At 38.3% G+C, this 14,735-nt stretch carries 14 protein-coding genes; all 14 read left to right on the top strand.

Annotated elements, in window-relative coordinates; translation table 11 throughout:
* Positions 1 to 30 precede the first annotated feature (30 nt).
* The 14 genes from H6793_00610 to H6793_00545 all read left to right on the top strand — a co-directional run bounded on the left by H6793_00610 (position 31) and on the right by H6793_00545 (position 14,692).
* Entirely contained in the window at positions 31 to 285 is a 255-nt protein-coding gene (locus H6793_00610; GenBank protein ID USN95658.1) for a hypothetical protein, read from the top strand.
* Between the two features lie 8 nt (positions 286 to 293).
* Complete coding sequence (locus H6793_00605) at positions 294 to 1,103, top strand: hypothetical protein (protein ID USN95657.1); 810 nt, start codon at positions 294 to 296, stop codon at positions 1,101 to 1,103.
* Between the two features lie 62 nt (positions 1,104 to 1,165).
* On the top strand, positions 1,166 to 1,780 hold the full coding sequence (locus tag H6793_00600; protein ID USN95656.1) for an HAD hydrolase-like protein: 615 nt from the start codon (positions 1,166 to 1,168) through the stop codon (positions 1,778 to 1,780).
* The gene (locus H6793_00595) at positions 1,773 to 3,023 is read left to right on the top strand and encodes a class I SAM-dependent RNA methyltransferase (GenBank protein ID USN95655.1); all 1,251 of its coding nucleotides are present in this window, start codon (positions 1,773 to 1,775) and stop codon (positions 3,021 to 3,023) included. Before H6793_00600 ends, H6793_00595 begins: the two co-directional genes overlap by 8 nt.
* Before the next feature lie 23 nt (positions 3,024 to 3,046).
* A complete protein-coding gene (locus H6793_00590; protein USN95654.1) occupies positions 3,047 to 3,835 on the top strand; it encodes a PD-(D/E)XK nuclease family protein in 789 nt (262 codons plus the stop codon).
* A 27-nt stretch (positions 3,836 to 3,862) separates the two neighbouring features.
* On the top strand, positions 3,863 to 5,158 hold the full coding sequence (gene serS, locus H6793_00585; protein ID USN95653.1) for a serine--tRNA ligase: 1,296 nt from the start codon (positions 3,863 to 3,865) through the stop codon (positions 5,156 to 5,158).
* 19 nt (positions 5,159 to 5,177) lie between these two features.
* Positions 5,178 to 5,546, top strand: a complete 369-nt coding sequence (raiA, locus tag H6793_00580; protein ID USN95652.1) for a ribosome-associated translation inhibitor RaiA — start codon at positions 5,178 to 5,180, stop codon at positions 5,544 to 5,546.
* A 65-nt stretch (positions 5,547 to 5,611) separates the two neighbouring features.
* A complete protein-coding gene (secA, locus tag H6793_00575; protein ID USN95651.1) occupies positions 5,612 to 8,227 on the top strand; it encodes a preprotein translocase subunit SecA in 2,616 nt (871 codons plus the stop codon).
* Between the two features lie 9 nt (positions 8,228 to 8,236).
* Positions 8,237 to 9,529: an insulinase family protein gene (locus H6793_00570; protein USN95650.1), complete on the top strand. Its 1,293-nt coding sequence runs from the start codon at positions 8,237 to 8,239 to the stop codon at positions 9,527 to 9,529.
* 3 nt (positions 9,530 to 9,532) lie between these two features.
* Complete coding sequence (gene prfB, locus H6793_00565) at positions 9,533 to 10,627, top strand: peptide chain release factor 2 (protein ID USN95649.1); 1,095 nt, start codon at positions 9,533 to 9,535, stop codon at positions 10,625 to 10,627.
* 17 nt (positions 10,628 to 10,644) lie between these two features.
* On the top strand, positions 10,645 to 11,331 hold the full coding sequence (gene ftsE, locus H6793_00560; GenBank protein ID USN95963.1) for a cell division ATP-binding protein FtsE: 687 nt from the start codon (positions 10,645 to 10,647) through the stop codon (positions 11,329 to 11,331).
* Positions 11,331 to 12,275 carry an ABC transporter permease gene (locus tag H6793_00555; GenBank protein USN95648.1) on the top strand — a complete coding sequence of 315 codons (945 nt, stop codon included), beginning with the start codon at positions 11,331 to 11,333 and terminating at the stop codon, positions 12,273 to 12,275. The genes ftsE and H6793_00555 overlap by 1 nt, the downstream gene beginning before the upstream one ends.
* A 116-nt stretch (positions 12,276 to 12,391) precedes the next feature.
* Positions 12,392 to 13,522 (top strand): peptidoglycan DD-metalloendopeptidase family protein, encoded by a 1,131-nt coding sequence (locus tag H6793_00550; GenBank protein USN95647.1) that lies wholly within the window; start codon positions 12,392 to 12,394, stop codon positions 13,520 to 13,522.
* Positions 13,523 to 13,540: 18 nt separating this feature from the next.
* Entirely contained in the window at positions 13,541 to 14,692 is a 1,152-nt protein-coding gene (locus H6793_00545; protein USN95646.1) for a CHAP domain-containing protein, read from the top strand.
* Positions 14,693 to 14,735 lie beyond the last annotated feature (43 nt).

The following is a 14,735-nucleotide window of genomic DNA, read 5'->3' as shown; positions in this document are numbered from 1 at the left end:
AGATGTCCTACGTGATACAATACAGATAATATGTTTAACGAGCAGTTTATCAACGATAACGTTTGGCTTTTGTTAATTATTGTTTTGACAGACTATGTTTTAAAGGCAATTGCTCTTTGGATTGCTGCTCGTAAGAATTCTAAAGTTTGGTTTGTTTTGCTCTTGTTGTTGAATACTGCCGGGATTTTACCGTTATTTTATATTTTTTACTTTAGTAAAAAAGATTTTTCAGGAAACCATTCATCTGCAGATCATCAGTCAGATTTGGGGTCAGTAAATAAATAGGAGTTAATATGAAAGGTAAATTTAAAAAAACATCCAGACCAAAATCATCATCAAAGCAAGATAAACCTCAAAAAGGCTATTTACTATTGAGTTTGTTTTTTGTTGTACAAACCGGTATCTTATTGTTTTTTGGAAAATCTGATTATCTTCCAGTAACTGCAAGCTTTCTAACTAAGGATCCTTTGCTCAGCAACTCAGGTAAGGTGGTGATGACATCTGCGACGCGTACCGTCTTTAATGTAAATATCTTGTACATATTATCCTTGCTTCTTATATTTATGGCGGTTTATTATTTGGTGATCGGTAATTTTCTACAAGCAAAATATCTTAACTCAATTACAAGTAAGTTGTCTAAATATAAGTGGGTTAACATAGGAGTTAGTACGACCCTGGTTATGATTATTCTGTGTATGCTATTGGGGGTTTTTGACCTAGGCAGTATAGTGATGATAATGGCACTAATAAGCACGCTATCCGTAACTGGGTATTTAGCAGAACGGTTGAAAAGCACCGATCAATCATCGAGTCGTTTATCATTCATCTTAGGCAGTTCGGCCTTGACGGTAGTTTGGGTGGTTTTTGCATACTATATTTGGAATTCAGCAGTAATCGGCGGCGGTGGTTTAGAATGGTATGCCTATCTGACCGCTCTGATAGCATTATTATTAACATATATGCAACAATTAAGTCTAAGAACTTACTGTATGAGCAGTAAGGGAAAATGGGCAGATTATAGCTATATAGAGAAAATCAACCAGAAGCTAAGTATTGTGCTAGTAATGGCAGTTGTTTGGATTACATTCTTTGGAATAAGATAACTTTAAAATTTATCGTAGTATATTTTATTGGCGTTCTGCTGTGACCTCTGTACAATAGGAGTATGAAGAAAGTAATTTTTGATTTTGACGGTACTCTAGCAAATAGTTTGCCGGTTGTGGTTAGTATTGCTGGTGACTTATTGAAATACGAGGCAAGCCAAAACCAAATTGAAAGTTTTCGGAATATGACAGCAAAACAGGTTCTAAAAGAGATTGGGGTTCCGTTGTATAAAGTCCCAGGCATCTTGGTTAAGGGTAGGCCGTTATTACAAAAACGGATGAATGAAGTAAAGATATTTCCAGGCTTGGAAAATGTTATAAAAGAATTGGCTAGTAATGGACATAAAATGTACGTAGTTAGCTCAAATAGTGTCGGTATTATTAATAAATTTCTAACTAACTACCACCTAAAACAATATTTTGGTGGTGTATATGGAAATGTTGGTTTATTTAGTAAAGCTCAAGCATTGAAAAAAGTGATGAAAAGGGAAGGTTTTGCAGTAGAGGACTCGATATACATAGGCGATGAAGTTCGAGACATAGAGGCCGCAAGAAAAATAAACATGCCCATAATTAGTGTTGCTTGGGGTTATAATGGCAAGCAAATATTGTCTAGCTATAATCCTGATTACTTTGCAGAAGAAGTAACAGATATAATCAAGTTTATTAATGAATAGCGAAAGAGTGAGAATACAGAAGCTAGTCTTTGGTGGTCAAGGCCTTACAGAGCTTAGCTCGGGCAAGAAGGCTTTTGTTTGGGGTGTGCTTCCTGGAGAGCAAGTAGATATACGAATTATAAAAAAGAGGAAAGATTATGTTGAAGCTGTTGCAGAAAATATAGTAGAAGCTAGCACAGAACGTATTCTGCCAAGTGAAGAAAATTACTTGTCAACTTCTCCGTGGCAAATAATGCAGTACGACGCCGAAAATAAACACAAGAATGAAATAATTAGTGAGATTTTTGGTAGAGAACATATTAACTTACCTGACTTCAAATTTATATTTAAAGAACACATGTTTGAATATAGAAATAAAATGGAGTTTTCATTTTGGGGAGATGACGCTGGGCTACACTTGGCACTTCATCGTCGCGGAAGTCATGGCAAAGAAATTGTGAATGGTTCAAAATTAGCTCTTCCTGCTGTGAACAATGGCGCAAAGGCGATCCTAAGTGAGCTTAACGGTTGTGATATACGTGCTGGAAGTTTGAAAACGGTAATTGTACGAGCTAGCCAATCGGGTAAAGTAGCCTCTAGTTTGTTTGTAAAGACAGAAGATTTTCCAACTTTGAATTTACCTGATGGCATTGGTGGATTGAATGTCTGGTATTCTAATCCAAAAAGCCCAGCATCTGTCATGACAAAATTATTATATAGTCTGGGTGATGACATGGTTTCGGACACGCTATTAGGTAAAGATTTTGTATACAATTGTGATTCATTTTTCCAGGTTAACCTACCTATTTTTAATGAAGTTCTAAGTACTATTAAAGAGTATATTATTGATGGTCAAGTTGTAGACATGTACGGGGGCGTAGGAAGTATTGGCATCAGTGTCGCCAATGCGCCAACAATCATCGAGATTAACGAAACCGCCACCTCAATGGCTAAACTGAATACTAAAAATACGAACGCTAGAGTTATAAATACTTCATCTGAAAAAGCACTGGAATATATAGAACCTAAAACCATATTAATAGTTGATCCACCCAGAGCAGGTTTGCATGGGTTAATAGTAAAAAGAATACTCGAGAACCCACCAAAACAAATCGTTTATCTGAGTTGTAACCCATCTACTCAAGCCAGAGACATTACATTACTTAAAGAAAAATATGATATTAGTTTTTTTGAAGGCTATAACTTTTTCCCGCGAACTCCACACATTGAAACCCTGGCTATATTACAACGCAAAACTATTTAATTGTTCAGTATAATGAATACATAATGAGCTACAGGAAGTATTCATTGCCGTATAAGCCAGGCCAAAAGACGCCATATAGATTAAGCAGAAGTAAGCTTGAGTTATTTATGCAATGCAAACGGTGTTTTTGGTTGGATGCAAGATTAAAAATTTCCAGGCCCAGTAGCCCACCGTTTAATATCAACAAAGCTATTGATGGGTTATTTAAGAAAGAGTTTGATATCTATCGAGCCAAAAAAGAACCTCATCCACTAATGAAGCAAGCCAAAATAATGGCTATTCCGTTTGCTCATGAGCAGTTAGATAAATGGCGCCAGAGCTTTGGCGATGATGCTGGTATAGATTATCTAGATACGGACACAAATCTACATATTTTTGGGGCTGTTGATGATGTGTGGGTAGATAGTAAGGATCAATTAATAGTTGTTGATTATAAGGCGACTGCCAAAGATAAACCAGTTACATCTTTGGGGCCAGAAGGGTCGTGGCACGATATGTATAGAAGGCAGATGGAGATTTACCAGTGGTTATTTAAAAAAAATGGCTTTAAGGTTAGTGATACAGGGTATTTTGTCTATGCAACAACTAATTCGTTGGCAGATAAATTTGACAATCAACTAAAGTTTGAGACTTTTGTTTTTCCTCATAAGGGTGGCACAGATTGGATAGACAAACTTATACCAGAGGTTAAAAGTGTTTTAGAAGATGATGGTATGCCGCCTGTTGGACAATCTGCTATGGGTGGAGAATGTGAACACTGCCTATATTCCAGAAGTCGTACAGAGTTAACATTGAAGTTTTTAAATAAATAAGATGTACGACAGTGGTATAATAAAGGTATGTTAGATATTCAGTTTATTAGGGATAATTCACAACTGGTTAAAGAAAAGTCAAGACAAAAAGGCTACGATATTGATATTGAACAGTTGCTTGGGTTTGATAAAAAACGTCGTGAGTTACAAAACCAGATAGATATTTTGCGTCAGGAGCGAAATAAAATAGCCGACTCTATGAAGGGCGCAAAACCAACGACCGAAATTATTGAAAAGGGTCGTCAAGTAAAGGAGCAACTAGCGGATTTAGAACATAAATTTACGGCAATTGATCAAGAATACAGCGAGCTACTTAAGACAGTTCCAAATATGCCCCTTGATAGTGTGCCAATAGGTGATTCTGAAAATCAAAATAAAGTTATTAAAACTGTTGGAGAGAAGCCTAACTTTGATTTTACCCCAAAAAACCATGCCCAGATTGCCGAAGCAAAAGGCTGGATAGATAAGGAGCGAGCAACAAAAATTGCTGGAGCTAGATTTGTTTACACAAAGGGGGATCTTGTAAGATTGGAATTTGCCTTGTGGCAGTATGCTATGGAAGTTTTGAGCGATGAAACCATTCTTAAGCAGATCATTAAAGAAAATGATTTACGAGTTAGCTCAAAGCCATTTGTTCCAGTTTTGCCTCCGGCAGTAGCAAAAAAGACCGTCTTTGAGGCAACAGGTCGGCTGAATCGTGAAGAGCAAACTTACAAACTTGAAGACGAAGACCTATGGGTTAATGCCAGCGCAGAACACACTATTTCCCCAATGTATATGAATGAGATTCTAACAGAGGGCGAGCTACCAATCAGGTACGTTGGGTATACAACGGCATTTCGTAAAGAGGCTGGGACTTACGGCAAGGATACCGAAGGGATTTTTCGCCTACATCAATTTAATAAGCTAGAAATGGAAAGTTTTACAACTGCAGAAGATTCATTACATGAGCATCTATTTATGGTGGCTATCCAAGAATATTTAATGCAACAACTTGATTTGCCATATCACGCGCTAGAAAAGTGTACTGCTGACATTGGCCGTCCTAACGCTAAGGGTGTCGATATTGAAGCTTGGCTTCCTAGCCAACAAGCCTATAGAGAAACTCACACCGCCGACTACATTACTGACTATCAGGCTCGTGCTATGAAGACTCGTGTGCGTAAAAGTGATGGCTCGGTTGAGCTTGTTCATACAAATGATGCTACTGCATTCTCTCAACGTCCATTAATTGCTATTATTGAGAATTTCCAAACTAAAGATGGTGACGTTAAAGTACCAAAAGTGCTTACTAAGTATTTAGGTGGGCGTGAGCTAATTTAGTAAATGAAAGGGGTATATTATGATTAGTAAAATTGAAATAACTGGCGTTAAGATGGATGTCGATAAAAAGCTACACGATTATGTTACTAAAAAAATTGGTCATCTAGATAGATACATGCCGTCTAAAGCTCGACAGAGCGCACATGCAGAGGTATTCCTAAAAGAACGCAAGATAAAACAGAAAAAAGAATGCACAGCAGAGGTTACTATTAGGTTACCAAAAGGTAATGTAACAGCTAAAGAAACAACAATAAATATTTTTGCGGCTGTTGATATAGTCGAAGCTAAGCTAAAAAACCAAATTAAGCGTTACAAGGGGCAACACTCAATCTTAAGAGGACACACACGACGCTTAATTGAAAAATTTCGTTCGCAATCTACGGCTTGAATATTGTACAATATAAATTCGGTGGAACAGACTTTTATTAAAGTGAGGGGAATAAGAATTACGGAATGAATAAAGTACTAAAAAGAATACTAGGCGATCCACAAATTAAGACGCTTAAGCGTCTTAAAAAACGTGTTAAAGAAATTAACGACTTGGCTGACAAATACGAAAAGATGCCAGATAGTAAATTGAAGGCACAGACAGGTGAATTAAAGAAGAGGCTAAAAAAAGAATCGTTGGATAAAATCTTACCAGATGCTTTTGCAGTGGTTCGTGAGTCAGCATCTAGAACATTAAAGCAAAGACATTTCGATGTCCAGCTCATTGGAGGTATGGCACTACATGAAGGAAATGTATCTGAAATGAAAACTGGTGAGGGTAAAACCTTGGTGGCTACTTTGCCAGTATATTTAAATGCATTAACCGAGAAAGGCGTCCATGTTGTAACAGTCAATGATTATTTAGCGCAACGTGATGCTGGATGGATGGGACAAGTTTATGATTATTTGGGTATGTCGGTTGGTGTAATTATTCCCGACTCATCATTTTTGTTTGATCGAGATTACATAAATGACGAACATGACGATGAGCGGATGAAGCACCTGCGCCCTTGTACTAGGCAAGAAGCATATTCGGCAGATATTACCTACGGAACAAATAATGAGTTTGGATTTGATTATCTTAGAGATAACATGGTGCGCGAGGAGCCACAATTACGACAACGTGATTTACATTTTGCAATTGTCGATGAGGTCGACTCGATTTTGATTGATGAGGCCAGGACTCCATTGATTATTTCTGCGCCTGCGGCCGCCAGTGCGACAGCATATGAACAGTTTTCAAAAGTAGTTCGAGTATTACAAGATGAGAAGCACTATGAAATTGACGAAAAGCGCCGAGCAGTTGTTTTGACAGATGAAGGCATTGAAACAGTTGAGAAAAAATTGGGCATCGATAACCTATACGCAACTGAAAATATCCGTACAATCTATCACCTTGAACAGGCTCTTAAGGCTCAAGCAATCTTTAAAAGGGACAAAGATTATGTTGTGACCAAAGATGGCGAGATTGTTATCGTGGACGAGTTTACCGGGCGTTTACTAAAAGGACGTCGTTATAACGAAGGTCTTCACCAAGCAATTGAAGCAAAAGAAGGAGTTGAAGTAAAAGAAGAGTCAATGACTCTAGCAACAATTTCCTTCCAAAACTATTTCCGATTATACGAAAAACTATCCGGAATGACGGGTACTGCCGAAACTGAAAGCGAAGAATTCCATCAAATTTATGAGCTAGATGTTATACAGATACCTCCTAACAGACCAATCGCCAGAGATGATCGCGGAGATCGTATATACAAAACAGAAGCAGGAAAATTCAAAGCAATAATCAAAGAAGTTAAAATGCTACACACTAAAGGACAGCCTGTTTTAATTGGTACTGCGTCTATCGAGAAGAACGAATTACTCGGAAATCTGCTAAAAAAAGCAGATATTCCACATCAAGTTCTCAATGCTAAGAATAACGAGAAGGAAGCAGCCATTGTTGCTAAGGCTGGGCAAAGAGGAGCGGTAACTCTTGCAACAAACATCGCAGGTCGTGGTACGGATATTGTCTTGGATGAAGAAACAAAGAAGCTTGGTGGATTGTTTGTTTTGGGTTCTGAACGACATGAGTCACGCCGTATAGACAATCAGTTGCGTGGACGCTCTGGAAGGCAAGGCGACCCAGGTATGACTCAATTTTTTGTAAGTTGCGAGGACGACTTAATGCGTGTTTTTGGTGGTGATCGTATCAAGACCATGATGGAAAGACTAAAGGTTGACGACGAGACGCCAATAGAGAATCGAATAATTTCACGAAGCTTAGAGGCTGCACAAAAGAAGGTAGAAGGGTTTAACTTTGACCAAAGAAAGAACGTCGTTCAGTATGATGACGTAATGAATAGACATCGAAAAGCTACGTATACAATCAGGAAAGAGATCTTAAAAGACGGAGATATTAGCAAGAGAATAAAGATATTTATTCAAGACGAAGCCAAACTGATGGCGAGTTCGCCCCAGTCTCATACGGCTGAGTTTGAGAGCATATTGACAGAAGTTTTTCCGTTTGATGAGCCAACGCTAGATGTCATTTTTGATACTGAACACGATAAGTTCACTAAAGTTTTAACGCAGAAATCCTTAGAGTTATACGAGGCACGAGAAGCCTCCTTTGGAGCTGAGTTAATGAGAACAATTGAGCGAGAAATTTACCTGCAGATCTTAGACAATTTATGGATGCAACACCTAGAAAGTATGGCGCACTTACGTGAAGGCATTAACTGGATAAGTGTAGGCCAGAAGGATCCATTAGTTGAATATCGGCGTCAATCACAGCAGATGTTTGAAGATATGCAGATGACTCTGAGGCATGATATTGTTCGTGCGTTATTCTCGGCACAACCAATAGAACATAGCCATCCAACAGACACAGAACTAACGCGCGCAGCAAAAAATTCAGTAGATAATGCCGATAAAATCCTGCAAGCCGAAGAGATGCACGAAGAAGATTTTATATCTGCCTCTGGTGATACACCTGTGTTTACCGACGTAAGTTCTACAAAGAAACAAGTTACCACAAAAAATCGCAAGAAAGCACGTAAGGCGGAGCGTAAACGTAAAGCTAAAGGTCGCAAGAAATAGCTTCGTGTCATGAATCATAAGATTTCAAAAATTGATCTTTCAAATGGATCAAAAGGATTATTGATACATATACCTGACGCTACTGTAATGACTTTCGAAATTAATTTTAGGGCAGGAGATTACTTGGTTGATCATCAAAAGTGGGAAACTCCACACTTAATGGAGCATATTTTGTTAGGCGCCAACGAACTTTATCCAAAATCAAGAGATTTTCAAGCAGAATTAGAGAAAAATGGTGCGTATGCCAATGCTAGCACAGGAAGTTATGATATTACTTATGAGGCGGAATGTGCGGATTTCGAATGGGATAGAATATTAGGGTTACTGATAACGGCTATTTCTAAGCCGCTTTTTTTGCAGGAAGAATTTGATTCAGAATTTGGCAATGTACGCGAAGAATTATTTTCAAGATCAAATAACCACTTTAGGCATCTTAATCTTGCGCTTCGAAAAGAGTATGGATTCGTGGCTTTAACCGATCAAGAGCGACTACAGTTAATGTCGAATGTTAACGTCTCGGATGTCCGCGAACACTATAGTGCAACCCATAGAACGCCAAACATGCGTTTTGTAATCGCCGGAAATATCACTAAATCTAGGAAAGAAATAATTGAGAAGTTACTTTCCAATATTGAGCTATCTACAGAAGGATACCGCACTCCATTACCTGACGAAACCCCCAACAGTTTACCTAAACCACTGTATATAGAAAATTCATCTGTCGAGAACATGTATTTTTATCTGGACACTTTTATACGTCGCCGTATTACGGATAGTGAAAGTTATGCAATGATGCTAGCAAATGTTATTCTAACAGAAACATTGCATTCTAGAATTTATGGTCAAGCTAGAGAAAAAGGACTAGTCTATGGGGTCAGCTCAAATTATGCAAGGTTGCTTGGCTCGTCAAACTTTTGGTTGGGTGCCCAGGTTATGCCAGGTAATATAGGCGAACTATTTAAGATAATTTTGACCGAAATAAATAACCTAAAGCAAGGAAAATTTTCAGAAGATGAATTAAAGGCATCAAAATTGTTTGCATTAGGTCGTTTTCAACGTGGTGCACAAACTGTTGCGAGCACTGCCAATCTGTATAGCAGTAGGTATTTTTACGAAGAAGAGGTTGAGGACTATTTTGAAGTTCCAGATAAGATCCAAGCTGTTACTAAAAACCAACTCGAAGCAGTCATAAATACGATTTTTTCGGAGAATATTAAAGGTTTTGGAGTGTTAGGAAGCTGTGGAGAGAAGTTTGTAGATAGTTCAAGTAAAATACTTGACGGTCTTTGGTTAAGGGGGTAGTTGATGTCAGGATTATCGACTCAGATTACGCAATTACAAAAAGAAGTCAGAGAGTCAATCAAGATCTTAAAAATAGAAGAACAGTTACAGCAACTAAAGAATTTAGAAGAAGATAGCAAACAACCAGATTTTTGGAGCAATCAAAATGTTGCACAAGAGACCATGAAGAGCATCGCAAGCTTGCACAATAAGACGGATTCTTGGGTTAAATTAGAAGCCTCGTTAATTGAACTTGTTGACATAGATTCACTGGGTGATGACACGCTCACACCAGAGATAGACGAATCATTTGCAAAATTAGCAAAAAAATATGAAAAACTAAAAAAACAACTAGCCTTCCGCGATCCTTTTGATGACCATGACGCTATATTATCAATTTACGCAGGGGCTGGAGGGACTGACGCGCAGGATTGGGCCTCAATGCTACTCAGAATGTATACCCGTTGGGCGGAGTCTGCTGGAGCAAAAGTCGAGCTGATCGATCAATCTTCTGGCGAAGAGGCAGGCATCAAAAGTGCGACACTATCTATTGGAGGCCTACCTTATACTTATGGGAAATTAAAAGGAGAACATGGCGTACATAGACTTGTACGTTTGAGTCCATTCAATTCGGATAATTTACGACAAACTAGTTTTGCAAAGGTAGATGTAGTGCCCAAAATAGATAGACCTGATGAGGTTGAAATTAATCACGATGAACTAAAAATTGATGTATATCGTTCAGGAGGACATGGGGGGCAATCAGTTAATACAACCGATTCGGCAGTACGTGTTACTCATTTGCCAACGAATATTACTGTCAGTATTCAGAACGAGCGTTCACAGTTACAAAATAAAGAAACCGCGCTAACCATTTTACGTTCAAAGCTCGCTAAACTTCAATTGGATCAACACAAAGATAAGTTACAGGACTTAAAGGGCCCAAATCAATCTGCTGAATGGGGAAACCAGGTAAGAAATTACGTCCTACACCCTTACAAACAAGTCAAAGATTTAAGGACGCATTATGAATCAAGTGACCCCGATAAGGTACTAGATGGCAACCTCGATGACTTAATAGACGCATTAGTAGAACAAAACTCGATTTCTCAAGCATAATCAATTTGGTATAATGAATCTACATGATTTTATTGGATAGAGTTACTAAAGTTTACGGAAAGTCGCATACTGCGCTAGATCGAGTTAGCTTGCATGTTGAACCAAAGGAATTTGTAGTAATTGTTGGCCAGAGTGGTGCAGGAAAGTCGACATTTTTAAAGTTACTAACACGTGAAGAGCGCCCAACAAGTGGCAAAATTATTGTTGGAGGTGTGGATTACGAACGTCTTAAGGACAAGAAAATACCATTACTAAGACGCAAGATAGGTGTTGTATTTCAAGATTTTAAACTACTGCCGAATAAAAATGTTTTTGAAAACGTAGCATTTGCTTTAGAGATTGTTGGTATGGGTAATAAAGAAATTCAATATACTGTACCCAGGGTGCTTAATATTGTTGGCCTTAGTGGTAAGGAGAAAAACTATCCTAAAGAATTATCTGGTGGAGAACGACAACGTGTCGCTATCGCAAGAGCCATAGCTCGGCAACCAAAAATACTTATTGCCGACGAACCAACAGGCAATCTAGATCCTAAACACGCTTGGGATGTTATAGAGGTTTTAGAAAAGATAAACAAGTATGGCACAACAGTACTATTAACGACACATAACCAAGAAATTGTTAATAAGTTAAAAAGACGCGTTGTGACGATTTCTGATGGTAAAATTGTGAGCGACAAAATTGGGGGAGGTTATAAACTGTAATGAAGCGTAAGTTAATCACCCTGTCTAGAGTTTTCAAAAATGGTCTTACGAATTTTGTGCGCAATGCATGGCTTGCGGTTGCCGCAATTGCGGTCATGGTCATTACACTCACAATAGTATTGTTTTCGGTAATTGCAAATGCTACTTTTTCTAATACCATCAAGCAAATTACCGACAAGGTAGATATATCAATATATCTTAAAGATGAGACAAGCAACAATGATAAGGATATAATTATTGAAAAGCTGAAGGGTATGAGCAATGTTGAGAGTGTTTCGTATTTATCTAAAGACGAAGCCAAAGATCAATTTATAGATAAGAATAAAGAAGATATAGAGCTACGATTGTCAATTGGCCAATCCGATGGCAACCCGATACCGGCGACAATTCGCATCAAACCTAAAGACATTAATAAGCTTGAGGAACTTAGCAAAGAGATAAATTCGCAAGATTGGGAAAGATTTATTCTAAAGATTTCGTACCAAAAAGATAGAAAAACTGCGATAGATAATATTGCGAAAGCTACAACTTTTTTTAAGAAAGCCGGACTAGCGGGAGTCGCAGTATTTGCTGTGATCTCAATGCTAATAATATTCAATACAATTAGGATGGCGATATTTAATAGGCGAGAAGAGCTAAATATTATGCGGTTGCTAGGCGCAAGCACATGGTATATCAGGGGTCCGTTTGTGGTAGAGACTGTGATCTATGGTATTATTGCTGCGCTTGTGTCTGTGCTTCTATGTAAGGTAGCACTTGAGATAGCCACGTCTGCTTTCGGGGCTAATAGTTTGGGATTACTTGATATTGAGTATGCATCTAAGTATTTTGCGGAGCACTTCTGGCCTATATTAGGGGTGCAATTGAGTATAGGAATATTAATAGGTGGCGTATCATCAATGATTGCTACCAGACGATATCTAAAATTTAAATCTAGTAAGTAGGTAGTATTTTCTTAAGGTATATAACCAAGTTTAAATTATCTAGTGGGGGTGTCTATGAGTTGAAGCCACTTGCGTGGTTATGTTACTATTATGGTGGTATAAAAGCCAAAATCAAAATGAAAACAAAACTAAACAAATCGTTGTCTATTCTTGTTGCTGGTTGGCGACCAGTTGTTCTGATTATGGTGGTAGTAATGATTACCGTAGGTTCTAGTGTTGGTGGGGTGAGGTATGTTCGCGCACAATCACTACAAGATCAGATAGATGAACTAAAAAAACAGAATGTTGAGAACAAGGACAATGTTAAAAAGTTGCAAGATATCGCAACTAGCTATCAAGATGCTATAGATCAACTACAGGAAGATATTGCTGAGAAGCAACGTTCGATTGATGCAAGTCAAAAAAGGCAACAAGAGCTAGAATCTCAGATAAAGCAGGCCGAGGAACAACTAACTCAACAAAAGAAGATGCTCGGTGATAATATTCGGGCAATGTATTTAGAGGGGGATGTATCTACTCTTGAAATGCTAGCATCTAGCAATAATCTGAGCGAATTCATTGACAAACAGCAGTATCGTAGTTCAGTAAAGGATAAAATCAGTGAGTCAGTAATCAAGATTAATGATTTAAAACATCAATTACAAGGCCAAAAAGAACAAGTAGAAGTTGAAATTGAAGAACAAAAAAATAGCAAAGCACAACTTGCTCAAAGCCGTAACGAGCAGAGTAAATTATTGGCTATGAACGAATCTGAGCAAGTCGATTTTAATAATAAGACTAAAGCTAATGAGGCAAAGATTAAAGAATTACAAGAAGCTCAAAAGGCCTTGGAGCGTAGTATTGCTTCAGGGAACTTAGTGAGCCAAGGACCCGTTAAGAGGGGAGATATTATTGGTACTGTCGGAAATACGGGGTTGTCATTCGGCCCACACCTACACTTTGAAGCACGCAATAGTGATGGTGTAGACCTTAATCCGAATAACTATGTAGGACATGAATGGAGTCGACCTGTGGAGGGTGGTTATGTTTCGCAGTCATACGGTAACCCTGATTCAATATACTATAAGGGGTATCATACAGGAACCGACTATGCAGGTGTATCGGGTAGGCCAGTAAGGGCAGTGGCGGATGGTGAAATAATATGGCGTGGGTGTAAAGGCTCTTGTAGTATAAACTACGGATATTATGTGATGATACGTCACAGTAACGGTATAATAAGTTTATATGCACATATGGTACCGAATTAATCAAAGAGGGTTATGTTAATGATGAAGAGTAAAAGGTCATCGTATAAAAAATTAGTAAGGTATAGTTTTAGGGTTGTTTCGGTCGTAATACTAAGTGTCTTGATGGTCGGTGGGTGCTTATACCCTGTAAGGAATGTTGGCGCAGAATCTGCACAAGAGGAGATTAATAGATTAATTCAAGAAAATACCAATAATCAAAATGCTATCTCTCAATTGCAAGCTGAGGCAACTAGTTATCAGGATGCAATTAATAAAATGCAAGCCGAAATTGCTGATCTAGAGGCAAAATTGCAGATCAATACAGCAGAACAGAATCGATTAAGTGCTGAAATTAAGCGTGTTCAAGAGGAGCTGGCTAAGCAAAGGGATTTACTAGGAAAAAACATACGAGAAATGTATGTTGAAGGTGAGATGTCAACCATTGAAATGTTGGCGTCTAGCAATAACTTGAGTGAATTTGTTGATAAGCAACAATATAGGGATTCAGTTAAATCGAAGATATCAGAGTCTGTCAATAAAATTAATGATCTAAAACATCAGCTAAACGCCCAGAAAGAAAGCGTTGATAAATTAGTTAAAGAACAAAATTCACAACGTGAAAAATTAGCAATCAGCAAAAATGAGCAAAGTAAATTGTTATCTTACAATCAAAATCAACAATCTGATTTTAATAACAAAATTAAAGCCAACTCTGCTCGCTTGCAAGAATTAATCGCAGCACAAAGAAGTGCGAATTTTACGGATGGTGGATATTATTTTATACGGTTTCCGGGGCAAATAAGAGCCATAAATCCTGCTGACTATACGTATCGTGATTATGGGCATAGTCAGGCAGATGCTCCATGTCCTGGTCCGCCTATAAGTGCGGACTCAACAGACAAGTGGGGGTATTGTACTAGGCAATGTGTATCGTACGCAGCATGGGCAGTGATGGCTTCTGGACGCTCTGCGCCTATTGGTTGGGGAGATGCCAAAAAGTGGGTAGCAGCTGCTTACGCCAATGGGATACCGGTTTTTAGAACTCCACAACCTGGAGACGTCGCTATTAGTACGAACGGATACTGGGGGCATGCAATGTATGTGGAAAGTGTTAACGGAAACCAATTTAATACTTCAGAATACAATACAAATCTTGATGGCCGATTATATTACAGAACACGAGCATTTTAGTTAGAAGAACCAAGGATAATCCTATATAATTAATGGGTAACTT

It is taken from the genome of Candidatus Nomurabacteria bacterium (assembly GCA_023898625.1).
Classification (GTDB): domain Bacteria; phylum Patescibacteriota; class Saccharimonadia; order Saccharimonadales; family JAGQNJ01; genus HK-STAS-PATE-36.
Note: the sequence above shows the minus strand (reverse complement) of the source record. Positions and strands in the feature narration are given on the sequence as shown.